Origin of the sequence: Nostoc sp. NMS2 (assembly GCF_017115105.1) — a bacterium.
Lineage (GTDB): Bacteria > Cyanobacteriota > Cyanobacteriia > Cyanobacteriales > Nostocaceae > Nostoc.
The window spans coordinates 1-14,618 of sequence record NZ_JABXKH010000150.1 but is presented as its reverse complement, the minus strand read 5'-3'; the positions used below and the strand labels follow the sequence as shown (position 1 = coordinate 14,618).

The 14,618-nt window shown below is 42.6% G+C and carries 16 protein-coding genes and 1 tRNA gene; 10 read left to right on the top strand and 7 right to left on the bottom strand.

Features of this window, described 5'->3' with window-relative positions:
• Positions 1-18: 18 nt before the first annotated feature.
• Together HWQ36_RS27315 and HWQ36_RS27310 are read right to left on the bottom strand one after the other, a co-directional pair.
• The gene (locus HWQ36_RS27315) at positions 19-507 is read right to left on the bottom strand and encodes a hypothetical protein (RefSeq protein WP_292708723.1); all 489 of its coding nucleotides are present in this window, start codon (positions 505-507) and stop codon (positions 19-21) included.
• Positions 508-754: 247 nt separating this feature from the next.
• A complete protein-coding gene (locus tag HWQ36_RS27310; RefSeq protein WP_292708721.1) occupies positions 755-1,330 on the bottom strand; it encodes a GNAT family N-acetyltransferase in 576 nt (191 codons plus the stop codon).
• 325 nt (positions 1,331-1,655) lie between these two features.
• Between HWQ36_RS27310 and bioB the strand changes: the two genes are divergently transcribed.
• The gene (gene bioB, locus HWQ36_RS27305; RefSeq protein WP_292708758.1) at positions 1,656-2,663 is read left to right on the top strand and encodes a biotin synthase BioB; all 1,008 of its coding nucleotides are present in this window, start codon (positions 1,656-1,658) and stop codon (positions 2,661-2,663) included.
• Between the two features lie 77 nt (positions 2,664-2,740).
• On the opposite strand, the gene HWQ36_RS27300 is transcribed toward bioB, so the two are convergent.
• Entirely contained in the window at positions 2,741-2,836 is a 96-nt protein-coding gene (locus tag HWQ36_RS27300; protein ID WP_094332720.1) for a cytochrome b6-f complex subunit PetL, read from the bottom strand.
• A 165-nt stretch (positions 2,837-3,001) separates the two neighbouring features.
• Between HWQ36_RS27300 and aroB the strand changes: the two genes are divergently transcribed.
• Together aroB and HWQ36_RS27290 are read left to right on the top strand one after the other, a co-directional pair.
• Positions 3,002-4,093, top strand: a complete 1,092-nt coding sequence (gene aroB, locus HWQ36_RS27295; protein WP_292708718.1) for a 3-dehydroquinate synthase — start codon at positions 3,002-3,004, stop codon at positions 4,091-4,093.
• Between the two features lie 70 nt (positions 4,094-4,163).
• Positions 4,164-4,742, top strand: a complete 579-nt coding sequence (locus tag HWQ36_RS27290) for a Uma2 family endonuclease (RefSeq protein WP_292708716.1) — start codon at positions 4,164-4,166, stop codon at positions 4,740-4,742.
• Positions 4,743-4,880: 138 nt separating this feature from the next.
• Here HWQ36_RS27290 and HWQ36_RS27285 read toward each other — a convergent pair whose 3' ends face one another.
• Positions 4,881-5,195: an S-layer protein gene (locus HWQ36_RS27285; RefSeq protein WP_292708714.1), complete on the bottom strand. Its 315-nt coding sequence runs from the start codon at positions 5,193-5,195 to the stop codon at positions 4,881-4,883.
• Between the two features lie 72 nt (positions 5,196-5,267).
• A complete protein-coding gene (locus HWQ36_RS27280; protein ID WP_292708713.1) occupies positions 5,268-5,405 on the bottom strand; it encodes a hypothetical protein in 138 nt (45 codons plus the stop codon).
• 559 nt (positions 5,406-5,964) lie between these two features.
• On the opposite strand from HWQ36_RS27280, the gene HWQ36_RS27275 reads away from it, so the two are divergent.
• The 3 genes from HWQ36_RS27275 to HWQ36_RS27265 all read left to right on the top strand — a co-directional run bounded on the left by HWQ36_RS27275 (position 5,965) and on the right by HWQ36_RS27265 (position 8,189).
• Positions 5,965-6,204, top strand: coding sequence for a hypothetical protein (locus HWQ36_RS27275; RefSeq protein WP_292708711.1), 240 nt, complete (start codon positions 5,965-5,967; stop codon positions 6,202-6,204).
• Positions 6,205-6,296: 92 nt separating this feature from the next.
• Complete coding sequence (locus HWQ36_RS27270; RefSeq protein WP_292708709.1) at positions 6,297-7,700, top strand: tyrosine phenol-lyase; 1,404 nt, start codon at positions 6,297-6,299, stop codon at positions 7,698-7,700.
• Between the two features lie 162 nt (positions 7,701-7,862).
• Positions 7,863-8,189 (top strand): hypothetical protein, encoded by a 327-nt coding sequence (locus tag HWQ36_RS27265; protein ID WP_366829787.1) that lies wholly within the window; start codon positions 7,863-7,865, stop codon positions 8,187-8,189.
• A gap of 17 nt (positions 8,190-8,206) precedes the next feature.
• On the opposite strand, the gene HWQ36_RS27260 is transcribed toward HWQ36_RS27265, so the two are convergent.
• Complete coding sequence (locus tag HWQ36_RS27260; protein WP_292708707.1) at positions 8,207-8,983, bottom strand: RNA methyltransferase; 777 nt, start codon at positions 8,981-8,983, stop codon at positions 8,207-8,209.
• A 143-nt stretch (positions 8,984-9,126) separates the two neighbouring features.
• Positions 9,127-9,207 (bottom strand) — tRNA-Leu (locus HWQ36_RS27255).
• A 410-nt stretch (positions 9,208-9,617) separates the two neighbouring features.
• Here HWQ36_RS27255 and murA point away from each other — a divergent pair.
• From murA to HWQ36_RS27235, 4 genes are all read left to right on the top strand, one after another.
• Complete coding sequence (murA, locus tag HWQ36_RS27250; RefSeq protein WP_292708756.1) at positions 9,618-10,985, top strand: UDP-N-acetylglucosamine 1-carboxyvinyltransferase; 1,368 nt, start codon at positions 9,618-9,620, stop codon at positions 10,983-10,985.
• 252 nt (positions 10,986-11,237) lie between these two features.
• Positions 11,238-12,116, top strand: a complete 879-nt coding sequence (locus tag HWQ36_RS27245; RefSeq protein WP_292708755.1) for a M48 family metallopeptidase — start codon at positions 11,238-11,240, stop codon at positions 12,114-12,116.
• 58 nt (positions 12,117-12,174) lie between these two features.
• On the top strand, positions 12,175-13,095 hold the full coding sequence (locus tag HWQ36_RS27240) for a hypothetical protein (protein ID WP_292708705.1): 921 nt from the start codon (positions 12,175-12,177) through the stop codon (positions 13,093-13,095).
• Positions 13,096-13,431: 336 nt separating this feature from the next.
• Entirely contained in the window at positions 13,432-14,553 is a 1,122-nt protein-coding gene (locus tag HWQ36_RS27235; RefSeq protein WP_292708703.1) for an alpha-hydroxy acid oxidase, read from the top strand.
• Positions 14,554-14,618 lie beyond the last annotated feature (65 nt).

Sequence of the window (14,618 nt, the reverse complement as noted above, 5' to 3'; positions counted from 1 at the left end):
TAAATCAAACTGAGTTTTTTACTTTTTAATTGGCTGTGATGCTGGTTGAGTAGTTTCTACTGGGTTTGATGTTGGTGAAGTAATTCCTACTGAATTTGATGTTGGTTGTGATGCCTGTGAAGAGAGAATTTGTTTTACTTGCTGGTTATAAGTTTGCAAAATTGATTGAACCTGTTTTTGTTGATCTTGATTCAGATCCAAAGATTTTAACACTATTCTGATTCTCTGACGGGATTGCAGGGCTGCCTTAAATTTAGTATCTTGGGACGGGTTTAATAGAGCTTCAATATCCTTATCTCTTTGTTGGCGAGCCAACTGAATTTGTAGGCGCTGTTGCTTTGTGAGTTTAATTTTTTGGTGTGCTGTAGGACTATTTTGAGTTTTTAAGGCTGGTTGTGTAGTGGGGGAAGTTGGAACTGGTGCTGCCAAAACCACTCCGTGCAATATGGTAGCAAAAGCGAAGATAGTAGAAAATACAGATAAGCGCTTTATGGAATTAATAGACATTTTGAAAAACTCCTCAATCATCTAAAAGAAATTCACCCATTGGCTCATTGTCGAGATGGTGAATAAACATTACTCTTGCATTTGCTTGTGGAGTTGTTGTGTATTTATTATGGATTTACTATGAATTTCTAGATGCTGTAAACTAATGTCTCAATTTTTTGATTGACTGTATATAAATAAACATAATACACAGATACCGAACTTATTTAAGAAGTTCGGTATCTATACACTGTTAGAAAATAGCTGCTTAAAATTTTGGTGCTTGCCAATTAGTATTTGTAAGACTTGTCATAATATGATCTTCCCATTGGCCATTAATTAATAAATAGTCTCTAGCATATCCTTCAATGACAAATCCGAGTCTTTTTAAGACATTGCCACTGCGTCGATTGTGAGGCATATAATTAGCCATAACTCGGTGAAAATTTAACTCTTGAAAGAGATATTGAGTTGCGGCTTTTAGCCCTTCTGTCATATATCCTTTACCTTGTTTACTTTCAGCAAGGCTATATCCCACGTAGCAAAAATGAGCGGCTCCTCGGACAAAATTGCTAAAATTGACCGTTCCAATAATTACAGTAGGATTTTTTTTTGTAAAAATAAATAGCTTTAATGATTGCCCATTAATAAATTCGAGAAAACTATTCTCTATCTGATATTGCCAATATTCTTCAGTGAAAAAACCATCAGCCCATAGAGGGTAGAATGGGGTGAGATAAGTTTTGTTATAAATGAAGTATTTGAGAATTTGGGGTATATCTTCATGAATCGCCGCTCGTAACAATAGGCGATCGCTAGTAATTAGTGGCAGTTCTGATATCATAATCGACGGGATCTATTCCCATGCACGTTCTCTAAATTTTATAAATTCTCTCATACCTACGGTTTAGCAGCAGCAGTTAGAACTGTTTTGCCCCATACCCTTTACAACAGATAGGGTGAGTATTTTTGCTGGTAATCTGCCATTCCACCAAAATCTTGATAAGCTGATGTCTAATATCTAGAGCGCAAGGATTGAGAGCCAATGGGTGATAAAGCACGGTGCGGGGCATAACTTCGATAAAATCGCTTTGCCCAAACACTGTACCGCAGGAAATTCAACCAAAAGACAGTTCTTGATTAACCCAGTCTACAAGAAGGATAGTGATGTGGTGGGAATACGCTACGATTGGCAGGAATTAGAGATTCGGGCGATATACAATATGCCATTGCTAGAGCTTATTTATCAAGCTGCTAGCGTGCATCGCCAATATCATGACCCAACAAAAATACAAGTTTGTAAGCTTATATCCATTAAAACGGGAGGTTGCCCAGAAGATTGTAGCTACTGTGCCCAATCTTCCCGCTATAAAACAGAGGTAAAGGCGGAAGCACTCTTAGAAAAGGAAACGGTTGTTAACATCGCCCAGAAAGCAAAAGAAACTGGTGTTAGTCGCATCTGTATGGGTGCTGCTTGGCGCGAAGTGCGGGATAACTCACAATTTGAGGAAGTCCTGGAAATGGTCAAGGATGTGACTGCAATGGGTTTAGAAGTGTGCTGCACTCTGGGTATGTTGACGGCGAATCAGGCTAGGAAATTAGAAGAAGCGGGACTTTACGCCTACAACCATAACTTAGATACCTCGCAGGAATATTACAACACAATTATTACCACGAGAACTTATAGCGATCGCTTAAATACAATAGAAAATGTCCGTCAGACCAATGTTACCGTATGTTCCGGCGGTATCCTGGGTTTAGGCGAAACCGTCGATGACCGGGTTGGAATGTTACAAACTCTGGCAAGCTTACATCCGCATCCAGAGTCAGTACCAATTAATATTCTTTCACAAGTACCGGGTACACCCTTAGAAAATCAGCCTGATGTCCCTATTTGGGATATTGTGCGAATGATTGCCACAGCTAGAATTTTAATGCCAGCTTCTGATGTGCGTCTGAGTGCTGGTAGGGCTAGACTTTCTCAAGTTGAACAAGCTTTCTGCTTTATGGCGGGAGCCAATTCTATCTTTTCCAGCGACGACAATAAAATGTTGACGGTGACAACTCCCTGTCCAGATTATGATACTGACCGAGAAATGCTGAATTTACTTGGTTTAGGAATGCGTCCACCTTCCCAAAGACAGGAAAAGCTAGCAAGTCCGGCTGTTGTAGGATAAATATCTTCTTGTGGAATGGGTGTCTCACCCGTCCCTGATTGAGGGCAGGCAAGATGCCCGCCCCACAAGAGTCTTGGTTAAATTATCTTGGCAGTCCGCAGACCGAACAACAGACCGACTGATAAACCAAAGAACAAAGCTAAAAAGCCGATGTAAGCTGCAATTGCAAACATTTATTTTTCTCCACAATACTTCCTAAATCTATTGAATCATTAGTTATTAGTCATTTGTCATTTGTCATTTGTCATTGGGGCATGGTTGTTCTTGTCTTCCTCATCTCCCCCACTTCCCAGATTGCGATAGAATACAGCCCACGAGAGCTTGTTTGGGGTTAAGCAATGACTTCTGTAATTAATGTAAATTTACCAGAGCAGTCTTATGAAATTGCGATCGCATCTTCGAGTTTAGATCAACTGGGTCAACAGATGGCCAATCTGAAGCTAGGCAAGAAGATACTGCTAGTTTCTAATCCGACCATTTTTAAGCATTATGGCGAAAGAGCAATTACATCCCTGAAATCTGCTGGATTTGAAGTTGCTAGCTGCACCTTACCACCTGGTGAACGCTACAAAAACCTCAATTCCATCCAAAAACTCTACGATGTCGCCTTAGAAAACCGCCTAGAACGTTCTGCTACTATGGTGGCTTTGGGCGGAGGTGTGATTGGCGATATGACTGGCTTTGCCGCCGCAACCTGGCTGCGTGGCATTAATGTTGTCCAAGTGCCTACAACTCTCCTGGCGATGGTAGATTCGGCAATTGGTGGCAAAACTGGTGTAAATCATCCCCACGGCAAAAACTTGATTGGGGCATTCCATCAGCCGCGCTTGGTTTTGATTGACCCAGATGTGTTAAAAACCCTTCCGATGCGCGAATTTCGGGCAGGAATGGCAGAAGTTATTAAGTACGGTGTAATTTGGGATGCTGAATTGTTTACCCAGTTGGAAGCAAGTAAACGGCTCGACCAACTCCGCTATGTAAAACCTGAACTAATAAACAGCATATTAAATCGCTCTTGTCAAGCCAAAGCTGACGTTGTTAGCAAAGATGAGAAAGAAGGCGGATTGCGGGCGATTCTCAACTATGGACATACTATCGGTCATGCAGTGGAAAGCTTGACTGGTTATCGTTTAGTAAATCACGGTGAAGCCGTAGCCATTGGTATGGTAGCAGCCGGCCAAATTGCTGTGGAATTGGGAATGTGGCAAAATGTTGACACGGAACGTCAAAATGCTTTAATTCAAAAAACGGGTTTACCGACTCAGTTACCATCTGGGGTGGATATTGAAGGAATTATTGAGGCGTTGCAACTAGATAAAAAAGTAAAAGCAGGAAAAGTGCGATTTGTTTTACCAACGCAAATTGGTGTAGTTACAGTTACCGATGAAGTACCATCTGATATTATTCGCCAAGTGTTACGAGGAATGTGAACAATATAAAAATTAGTTGCTCTGTCCTTCAATTACGAATTACGAATTACGAATTACGAATTACTGAGCCATGATACTCCAAGCCAAAAATCAATTAACCTTGCAAGAGTTCCTAAATCTTCCACCAGGTGAAGGAGATATAACTTATGAACTTGTTGATGGTCAAGCAATTCCTAAAATGTCACCAAAAAAATTCCACTCTAAACTTACTCGCGCACTTCTCAATTTGATTGAACAATGCTGTGAGGGAAAAGGAGAAGTTTACCCAGAATTAGCTGTCGCATTAACCCGTCAAGGGCGAGATTGGGTACCAATACCAGATATTTTATATATTTCTAATAAACGTTTACCCCCTGACTGGGACCAAGAAGGAGCATGTTCTGTTCCTCCCGATTTGGTGATTGAAATTATTTCGCCGGGACAAACCTTTGGACAAATGGCAGCTAAAGCCAAAAACTATTTGGACGCTAAGGTGCTGCGGGTATGGGTGGTAGATAGTAAAGCCAGAAGTATTACTGTTTTTTATCCAGATGCAGCACCACAAACTTATATGGGAGACGAATTACTCACAGATTCCCTATTCGAGGGACTGGAATTTACTGTTGAGCAGGTGTTTCAAAAGGCGAAAATACCATTAAATGCTGAATAGCACACTTTTTGCATCTAGCACAATTTGACGCATATCTATCTTGCAGAATTGCCGAGATAAATTCTATTTTGACGTGAGTTAGATGCTACTCAAACTTATATCTACGTGATATTTTCATATCTTTAAATAAGCAACTTCCTATTTTTGAAACTGCGGTTCTTTCTGCGGTTGCTGCTGGCTATTTGTTGGTTGCAGTTTCTGAAATAAAGCTGGTGGCGTAGCTTTACGGAATGCACCGCAGTACTGCATCGTCATAACTGCTTTAAAAGCCCAATGGTCTGTTGGTACATCACTAAAGGGATTCGGTAAAGTTTCTGCTTGATTTTGGATACAAGCATTCAAAACTTGATTCGACTTTGCTGGTGTGTCGGTAGTAGGTTCTTGAGATTTAACAGGAGTAACAAAGCTAGTAGTAGCTAGCACTACGACTGTTACCAGAAGTTTGCAGTTCATAATTTGAGTTTTCTAGGGATGAAAGTCCACCCTATGTTAGTTCCTAAGCTGTTGCCCAGGAACTAAAATAACCTAAGCGTTAGAAAACATGGTAAGCATTACTAATAGAACAACTAATGCACTAATCCAAAGAGCTAACGATCCCCAACTAACTGAATCTTTTTGTACTTTTTGCCAGAAATTGTTAACTAAGTTATTCCGAATTGCCATTTTATAACCTCCAATTTTTATTAAACTTGCACTTACTCAAGACATGAAGCCTGTATTGAGCAAAGAAAAGTTCATCTTTGGGGAATCAGCCTTTATTTGCTGATTCCCAGAGACTAATCCAAGGATTTCCAAGAAATAAATTATCCATCTTGTGGCGTAGGCATCCTACCCGCCCTGAATTTGGGACGGGTGAGGACACCCATCCCACAAGAAAATTTGGGATGTTTTTTTATTTGTCAGTCCCCAACAGAGATTTAAATTAAACCGTGCAGGGATGTCTACGATAATGCGTGTGTCTTAACGCATTACTGATTTAAAAAACGAACAAAAATTTACAAAAAGATATTTGTTGATGCTTAACTATATTTTCTCATACGTAACTGTTTACACTGAGAAATTTGGTAATTTTGAGAAAATTCTTAACGTTGTCTTAACCAGGTATAAAAGGTAGTGTTATTTAAATCAAAAACTACTTAAATACTGGTTATGTTTCACTTTCACTCATGATTTATCTAGACTTGAAAATAGACACAATTAATAGTGAAATGGTAGGTAAATAATGGTGCAACAAATAAGACAGAATGAACCGCAATATATCTGTATCATTCCAGTTGAGAGAATTACAGCTAACCAAGATGAAGAAATTATCACCTTTGGTGTGTCAGCCGACGATGCAAAAAAACAAGGTGAAGAATTGTTAGCATCTACCTATGGTTGTAATAAATCACAAGTTTTAGAATTGATCCAGCAAGCACGAATTGAACCAATAGCTCAGTGGTGTGCCCCTAAAGACCGCTAAAACTACTTATGACGGTCTTGGCAATAGTAAGTATTAGCACCCAAAATGGTATGCAAATATTTGGCTTACCTGTATGAAGGAGCAATGAATCTATGACCGATGCAAAGCAAACTTCCCCGCGCCGCCGTCGCTCTTGGGCAGAGCCATATAAAATCAAGGTGGTTGAGCCGTTAAAAATCACTACTCGCGCTGAACGCGAACAGGCGATCGCACAAGCCGGTTACAATACTTTTCTACTGCGTTCTGAAGATGTCTACATTGATTTGCTCACTGATAGCGGTACTTCAGCTATGAGCGATTACCAATGGGCAGGGATGATGCTGGGAGATGAAGCTTATGCCGGCAGCAAAAATTTTTACAACTTAGAAGCAAGTATCCAAAAGTATTACGGCTATCGCCATATTGTACCCACTCATCAAGGGCGTGGTGCAGAAAACATTCTTTCTCAAATACTGATTAAACCAGGTGACTACATACCTGGCAATATGTATTTCACCACAACCAGGTTGCATCAGGAGTTAGCTGGCGGCACTTTTATCGATGTGATTATTGATGAAGCCCACGATGCCCAATCACTGCATCCATTCAAGGGTAATGTAGACTTACAAAAGCTCACAGACTTAATTGAGCGAGTTGGAGCAGAACGTATTCCCTATATCAGCGTCGCCGGAACCGTTAATATGGCTGGCGGACAGCCGATTTCAATGGCTAATATGCGAGCGGTATATCAGTTAGCCCAAAGCTACGGTATCCACATTATTCTTGATGCCACCCGCGCTGTGGAAAACGCTTACTTTATCCAGCAGAAGGAAGAGGATTATTCTAACCAGGCGATCGCTACTATCTTACGCGAATTTTGCTCCTATACCGACGGTTGCACTATGAGCGGCAAGAAGGATGCACTGGTTAACATTGGCGGTTGGTTGGCTCTCAATGACTATAATCTTTACGAAGAAGCACGTAACCTAATAGTAATTTATGAAGGTTTACATACTTACGGTGGTATGGCTGGCCGGGATATGGAAGCTATGGCACGCGGTATAGAAGAGTCAGTTCAAGACGATCATATTCGTGCCCGTGTCGGTCAGGTTGAGTATCTCGGACAAAAGCTTTTAGATTGGGGTATTCCAATTGTTGTACCTATTGGCGGTCACGCCATTTATTTAGATGCCAAACGCTTTTTACCACAAATTCCCCAAGACCAATTTCCGGCACAACGTCTAGCAGCAGAACTATATCTAGAGGCAGGCATTCGGGCAATGGAACGGGGCATCGTTTCGGCCGGGCGCAGCAAAGAAACAGGCGATAATTATTATCCAGAGTTAGAACTAGTCCGTTTAACTATTCCCCGCCGTGTTTACACCCAGGCTCACATGGATTTGACTGCTGAAGCCGTTGAAGAAGTTTATTATAATCGCGATCGCCTACGCGGACTCAAAATGATTTATGAGCCGAAGTATCTCCGCTTCTTTCAAGCAAGATTTGAATTGCATTAAAGGAGGCATTGGGCAAAAGAGGCAGAGGGGCAGGGGGAAGGGTGCAGAGGAGAGGAATTTTCCCCCTGCTCCCCTGCCCCTTTTCCTCTTATTGACCAAAGCCAAGTATCGATATTCTTGATAACCACTGCTAAAGTTGATACAGCACACAACTATGATGTTATGAGTGCAAAATTTAAATCTGTAGAAACTGCAATCAAAATTAAGTCAGTAAATCAGGATTTTCAAGTCAATATTATGGAGCCAATTCAGCCACAACAGCGCCGCGTCGCCGATCAAGTGTTTCAGCAATCCCTCGATCAGTTGGAGGATATCTTACAAGAAATTTCAACTGAGGAAGAAGAAATTCCACAACTCCCCCAAGTGCATACTACTAGTGTCAATGAAGTCGAACTCAATCAAGATTTGATCGCTATTGATTTAGCGGCCCTTGAGGATGCAGTTGCTGATATTGAACAATATCTCGAAGAAAAAACAAAAAATTTATGATTTATGAGTTCTAACTCCTAACTCATTTGCCGCCGAGCTTCGTACAACATTAAAGCGGCTGCGATCGCTACATTCAAAGATTCTACCCCAGGATTCAAAGGAATTCTGACTTGCTTATCTGCGATCGCTGCTAAATCTGCCGACAATCCAGCACCTTCATTTCCCAGCAAAATCAGACTGGGTTTGCGCCAGTCTACATCCCAATAAGTTAAAGTCGCACTGGGTAAGGTTGCCACTACCTGCATTCCTGCTTGCTGACTTTGTTGAACTGTAGCTTTTAAATCTTCGGTCACGGCCGTTGCTAGGCGAAACCATTGCCCTGCGGAAGCCCGGAGAACTTTTGGGCTGTCTAAATCTACACTATCTCTACTTACCCACAACCCTGATGCTCCCACCGCAGCAGCAGTGCGAATTATCGTCCCCAGGTTGCCTGGATCTTGTACGGTTTCTAAAGCTAGAATTAAACCAGTCAATGGTAGTTGAGTTTGGCTATCGCTTCGTTTTGCCGTTGCCACCACACCATCAGGTTGGACTGTAGTAGCGATCGCATTTAATACTTCTTCACTGACAATCTCGGCGCGATCGCTTTTACTACAAGCTTCTTCCCAGAGTGACGAGTGGGCTACTTGCCAATCTGGAGTACAACACACTGTTTCTAGTGGGTAATTGACCGCACAAGCTTCTTCCAACAGGTGCGTCCCTTCCAGTAAAAATAACTGCTGCTTATGCCGCTCCTTGGTGGAGTGGAGTTTGCGAATGTGCTTAACTAGGGAATTTTGTAAACTGGTCAACACGATTTTAGATTTTGGATTTTAGATTTTAGATTAATCCCTTGGTGACGCTCGGTCTTCGCGATCGCTAACAGCAGTTGCTTGTGGGGGAAACCCAAAGACGCACTTCTTCACCAAAATCGGCAATCTAAAATCTAAAATTGATATGCGGAACCCGGGACTTGAACCCGGAAGCCTTGCGGCACTAGAACCTGAATCTAGCGCGTCTGCCATTCCGCCAGTTCCGCTGGCAATTGTTCTTATCGACAATTTCTTATTATTGCGTTATGTTTTACCTTTGTCAAGTTAAAACCTAACACCTCCTCATAAGAGGCTCAGACTAGAAACGAATTTTTCAGGAAATTAGGTGGAATCAAAATATTAACTTAACAGTACAGCATTGATTTTTAGAGAACACTTAAGTTATTTTACTGAGTATTTAATTTTGCTTAAAACTACTACTTATTCGTTCTTTTTTATTAAATTTTTTAAAAGCTTAAAAGGCTTGGTACTGCTTCTTCTCAGCCTGTATTTTTCACCAAAAAACAATTTTTTTATGCAAGATGTTGCCCTAAAATGTGGACAATTTGAATCTTTACTGTAGAATCAAAACCAACTTCAAACATATAAAATACGTATTACTTTTGGAGGTAGGCTTATCAATCCTTCTACCAGCTTACCAGATGCCAAAATTGCTCCAGAAGCAGACTCCTCAGTCTTGCAAATTTGGGGCGGGCATCCTTTGCGAGGTCATGTGAAAATTAGCGGGGCAAAAAATTCAGCATTGGTAATCATGGCTGGAGCCTTGCTGTGTCCGGGCGATTGTCGTATCCGCAATGTCCCCTTATTAGCGGATGTAGAGCGGATGGGTCAGGTGTTATCGGCTTTGGGTGTACGTTTAACACGGCAAGGCGATATTTTAGACATCAACGCCAGCGAAATTAAAACATCAAAAGCCCCCTACGAACTAGTTACCCAGCTAAGAGCGAGTTTTTTCGCCATTGGTGCCATTCTTGCAAGATTGGGAGTAGCACAAATGCCTTTACCAGGCGGTTGTGCTATTGGGGCAAGACCAGTTGACTTGCATGTGCGAGGACTGCAAGCAATGGGGGCTGAGGTGCAGATTGAGCATGGCATTTGTAACGCCTACGTCCCTGGCAGCAGCCGGAGATTAAAAGGTGCGAAGATTTACTTAGATATTGCCAGCGTCGGAGCGACAGAAAACTTGATGATGGCGGCTACCCTGGCAGAGGGGGAAACGATCATCGAAAATGCTGCCAGAGAACCGGAAGTAGTTGATTTAGCTAACTTCTGTAACGCAATGGGAGCCAAAATTAAGGGAGCGGGGACTAGCAGGATTATTGTTGAAGGAGTCCCCAAGCTGCATTCTGTTGATTACAGTATTATCCCCGATCGCATTGAGGCCGGGACATTTTTATTGGCAGCAGCAATTACCCGTTCCGAACTTACCCTCTCGCCAGTAGCTCCAGAACATCTTATACCAGTGATTGCCAAGCTGCGGGATATTGGGGTGACAATAATTGAGGAAAAGCCTGAATGTTTACACATTCTGCCAGCAGAAATCCTTAAGGCAACGGATATTGAAACTCAATACCATCCAGGTTTTCCCACAGATATGCAAGCGCCGTTCATGGCTTTGCTGACATTGGCCGAAGGCGACAGCGTGATTAACGAATCCGTCTTTGAAAATCGCTTGCGTCATGCCTCAGAGTTGAATCGCTTGGGGGCAGATATTCGTGTCAAAGGTAACGCTGCTTTCGTTCGGGGAGTGCCGAAATTATCTGGCGCACCAGTATTAGGCACAGACTTACGAGCATCAGCAGCGCTTGTCATCGCAGGACTGGCGGCAGAAGGACAAACCACAATTCAGGGATTACAGCACCTCGATCGCGGCTACGATCGACTCGATATGAAATTGCAGCAATTGGGAGCTAAAATCCTTCGTGTGGGCGAAACACCAGCAGATGCCGAAACCGCTCCCACTATCAGTAGCCTTTCAAGTTGAAATTGATCGGTTGAACAAGAGGCAAGGGAGCAGGGGGATGGAAAAGAGGAATTGGGGCAGGGTGCGGGGGGCAGGGGGAAGAGGAATTGGGGACAAGGGGAAAGACTTGTTGCAAGTTCTCAACCAAGTCACCTTGTCTCCCCTGCCCCCTTGCCCCTGCCAACCCTGGTTAAATAGTTATACTAACTGTGGGTGGCTGATTTAAATAAACAGCCAGATTCCATAGTTGTGTTTTTTATAGCTTGCTGCACTATGTCCTTCTTCAAAACCCCTCTGATTGGTTTAAAAGCTGACTCATTTCGTCATCCATTAGACCTGGAAGCTACTAAAACGCTCAAGCAAATACCAGGCATAGATATGTTGGTGCGAAATTGGCTTGGGCCAATGGCAGAGCAGGTTTTCTATGTAGAAAATATTGCTTCCAGTATTCTGGTGGGTGAAAAACAACTACCTGATTTATACAAGCTGTTGTTAGACGCTTGTGAAATTCTGGATATAGAGCCTCCTCAGTTGTACGTCCGGCAACATCCGGCTCCCAACGCCTATACTTTTGCCGTGCGGGGTAAGCAGCCCTTTGTGGTGCTACACACATCCCTAATTGATATTCTCACCCCAGAGGAAATCCAGGCAGTAATTGCCCATGAGTTGGGGCATCTCAAGTGTGACCATAGCGTTTACTTGACCCCTGTAAATTTACTAATATTAGCTGCGGCAATTGTGCCCAATGTCGGAACCTTTGTTGCTCAAGCGATACAGGCACAGCTTTTAGAATGGGTACGCTGTGCTGAGTTTACCTGCGATCGCGCCGCATTACTAGCAACCCAAGATCCCAAAGTTGTCATGTCAGTGTTAATGAAGCTGGCTGGTGGTTCCCCCACCTTAGCGCCACAACTGAATCTCGATGCCTTTGTTGCCCAAGCCCGCGCTTACGATGACATTAGCAAGACCGAACTAGGCGAAATGGTTAAAGCAGCCCGCACAGCCCAATTAACCCATCCAGTGCCAGTGTTGCGGGCGCGAGAAATTGACCGTTGGGCAAGTAGCACAGAATATCAATCTTTAATTCAAAGTCATGGACTGAAGTCTACAAGTAATGAAGTTACACCCAAAGGCGGATGGCGAAACTGGTAGAGTTACTCATGCGATCGCACTGTGATGTAAAATACTGGTACAGCCCAAAAATCAGCTAATGACCAGGTTTCCTTACGACCAATTCGCCAAAGACTATCTTAAAGAATTGTTACAGCCATTGGGAGAAGTGGAAACCAGTCGGAAAGTTCCAGCCCAAATCCGAGAGATTGATGTTTATTTCGTACCTCCACCCCAATCCGCAAAGAATATAATAGAGTTAGGGCTATTAGGAAAGTTTGCGGCTGAACCTGCATTGGTTGAACCATTTAGAAATGCGGCTACAATTGCGGAAATCCGCAGTTGCATGAATAAGTTATTTGATATTTTTGCTGAGGTCAAACGTCAAGCTAAAGGTGATAAAAATCGGCTTGCAGAATCAGAATTACCACGTTTGTGGATTTTGTCACCCACGGCTTCCGAATCTATACTAGATGGTTTTAGAACTAACCTAGATGAGGAAAATTGGGGAATAGGAGTACATTTTTTAGGCGATTATTTCAGAACAGCAATTGTCGTAATTCACCAATTAGCATGTACGGAAGAAACACTATGGTTAAGAATTTTAGGTAAGGGAAGAGTCCAGCAACAAGCAATAGATGAACTAGAAGCACTTCCTCCAAATAATCCCTTACGTTGTAAAGCAATTGATTTATTATTGAATTTAAAGACTACCTTAGAATTTAATCAGAATATAGACGAGGAGGATAGAGATTTAATTATGCGTTTATCACCTATTTACGAGCAAAAATTAGCAGAAGTTAAACAAGAAGGAATTCAGGAAGGAATCCAAGAAGGAATCCAAGAAGGAATCCAAGCAGAACGTCGTAATGTTATAGAGAATTTGTTACGAGTCCGCTTTGGTTCTTTAGATGCAGAACTAAGAGCAATTACAGAAGCTTTATTGGCATTATCACCAGAGGAATTTACACCTTTATTACTGCAACTATCTAGAGAAGAATTATTAGATAGATTTCTTTAAAAGAACTCAGTTACTAATTGAAGAAGAATTCAGAACGGGTTAAACGCCCCGCTATCGCTAACAGAATTCAGGAGTCAGAATCAATACTTCGGCTACGCTCAGTAACCATCAGTCAGGGATTCAGACCTGCGACTGATTGAAGACCACCAAATTTTCAATTTGGTGGGGGTGCAAAAACTCCGATTATTCATCCGCCAGTCGCACAGAATTCATTCTTTTCGCGGAGCGTGCCGGAGGCATTATTCTGACTCCTGACTCCTGAATTCTGTTTGATAAATTGTTCAATCGGACAATCGGATTAAAAAACATCCCATTGCTTAACCCACAGCCTCTACCATGACAGTTGTACCCAACGACCATCGCTTTCAACCCATAAATCTCTTTGAATACGAAAAGCTAGCAAAAGAACATCTGTCTCAAATGACCCTTGATTACTATAGCAGTGGTGCTTGGGACGAAATCACATTACGAGATAATCGTGCTGCCTTTGAGCGAGTCAAGTTACGACCTCGGATATTAGTCGATGTTAGCGATCGCAATTTAACTACCTCCATTTTAGGACAACCCCTGCAACTACCTTTGTTAATTGCGCCAATGGCTTTTCAATGTCTAGCCCATCCAGATGGAGAAGTGGCTACGGCTCTAGCTGCCGCATCAGCTGGCGTGGGCATGGTATTAAGTACAATGGCAACAAAGAGCATTGAAGAAGTAGCGACTGCATCTAATAAATTTCCAGATTCTCTGCGATGGTTCCAGCTTTACATCCATAAAGACCGGGGATTAACTCGCGCTTTAGTAGAAAAAGCTTATAAAGCAGGCTACAAAGCACTTTGTCTGACTGTAGATGCACCTGTTCTCGGACAGAGAGAGAGAGATAAACGTAACGAGTTCGCCTTACCCACAGACTTACATCTGGCTAATCTCGCCACCATCTCAGGGCTAGATATTTCCCATGAAAAAGGCGAATCTGGACTATTTACCTATTTTGCCCAACAGCTAAATCCAGCAGTAACTTGGGACGATTTGGCATGGTTGCAATCTTTATCTCCACTACCTTTAGTCATCAAAGGAGTTTTACGGGGAGATGATGCTGTGCGGGCTGTGGAATATGGGGCCAAAGCAATTGTAGTTTCCAATCATGGTGGCAGACAACTCGATGGTGCGATCGCTTCAATAGAAGCCCTAGTTGAAATAGTAGCAGCAGTGGATGGTAAAGTAGAATTGCTGCTGGATGGAGGCATTCGCAGGGGTACAGACATTCTCAAAGCTCTGGCATTAGGAGCAAAAGCGGTACTAATCGGACGACCTATTTTGTGGGGGCTAGCAGTCGCAGGACAAGTTGGTGTATCTCACGTCATCTCACTGCTACAAGATGAGCTAAATGTGGGAATGGCACTTAGCGGCTGTGCAAAACTACAGGATATTAACCCTAGTTTATTGACGTTGCCACGCTTTTAAGCCTTATATATAAACCACGTCTATCTTGAAACCTGTAGTTCAACTCTAATGAATAAGGATTTGCC

What these genes read in the sequence shown, in the direction of transcription:
- HWQ36_RS27245 (WP_292708755.1), top strand. Translation starts at nt 11,238, where the DNA reads ATGTCCTTCTTCAAAACCCCTCTGATTGGTTTAAAAGCTGACTCATTT.
- HWQ36_RS27280 (WP_292708713.1), bottom strand. Translation starts at nt 5,405, where the DNA reads ATGGCAATTCGGAATAACTTAGTTAACAATTTCTGGCAAAAAGTACAA.
- HWQ36_RS27310 (WP_292708721.1), bottom strand. Translation starts at nt 1,330, where the DNA reads ATGATATCAGAACTGCCACTAATTACTAGCGATCGCCTATTGTTACGA.
- HWQ36_RS27290 (WP_292708716.1), top strand. Translation starts at nt 4,164, where the DNA reads ATGATACTCCAAGCCAAAAATCAATTAACCTTGCAAGAGTTCCTAAAT.
- HWQ36_RS27235 (WP_292708703.1), top strand. Translation starts at nt 13,432, where the DNA reads ATGACAGTTGTACCCAACGACCATCGCTTTCAACCCATAAATCTCTTT.
- HWQ36_RS27300 (WP_094332720.1), bottom strand. Translation starts at nt 2,836, where the DNA reads ATGTTTGCAATTGCAGCTTACATCGGCTTTTTAGCTTTGTTCTTTGGT.
- HWQ36_RS27265 (WP_366829787.1), top strand. Translation starts at nt 7,863, where the DNA reads ATGAGTGCAAAATTTAAATCTGTAGAAACTGCAATCAAAATTAAGTCA.
- HWQ36_RS27275 (WP_292708711.1), top strand. Translation starts at nt 5,965, where the DNA reads ATGGTGCAACAAATAAGACAGAATGAACCGCAATATATCTGTATCATT.
- aroB (WP_292708718.1), top strand. Translation starts at nt 3,002, where the DNA reads ATGACTTCTGTAATTAATGTAAATTTACCAGAGCAGTCTTATGAAATT.
- HWQ36_RS27315 (WP_292708723.1), bottom strand. Translation starts at nt 507, where the DNA reads ATGTCTATTAATTCCATAAAGCGCTTATCTGTATTTTCTACTATCTTC.
- HWQ36_RS27240 (WP_292708705.1), top strand. Translation starts at nt 12,175, where the DNA reads ATGACCAGGTTTCCTTACGACCAATTCGCCAAAGACTATCTTAAAGAA.
- HWQ36_RS27285 (WP_292708714.1), bottom strand. Translation starts at nt 5,195, where the DNA reads ATGAACTGCAAACTTCTGGTAACAGTCGTAGTGCTAGCTACTACTAGC.
- HWQ36_RS27270 (WP_292708709.1), top strand. Translation starts at nt 6,297, where the DNA reads ATGACCGATGCAAAGCAAACTTCCCCGCGCCGCCGTCGCTCTTGGGCA.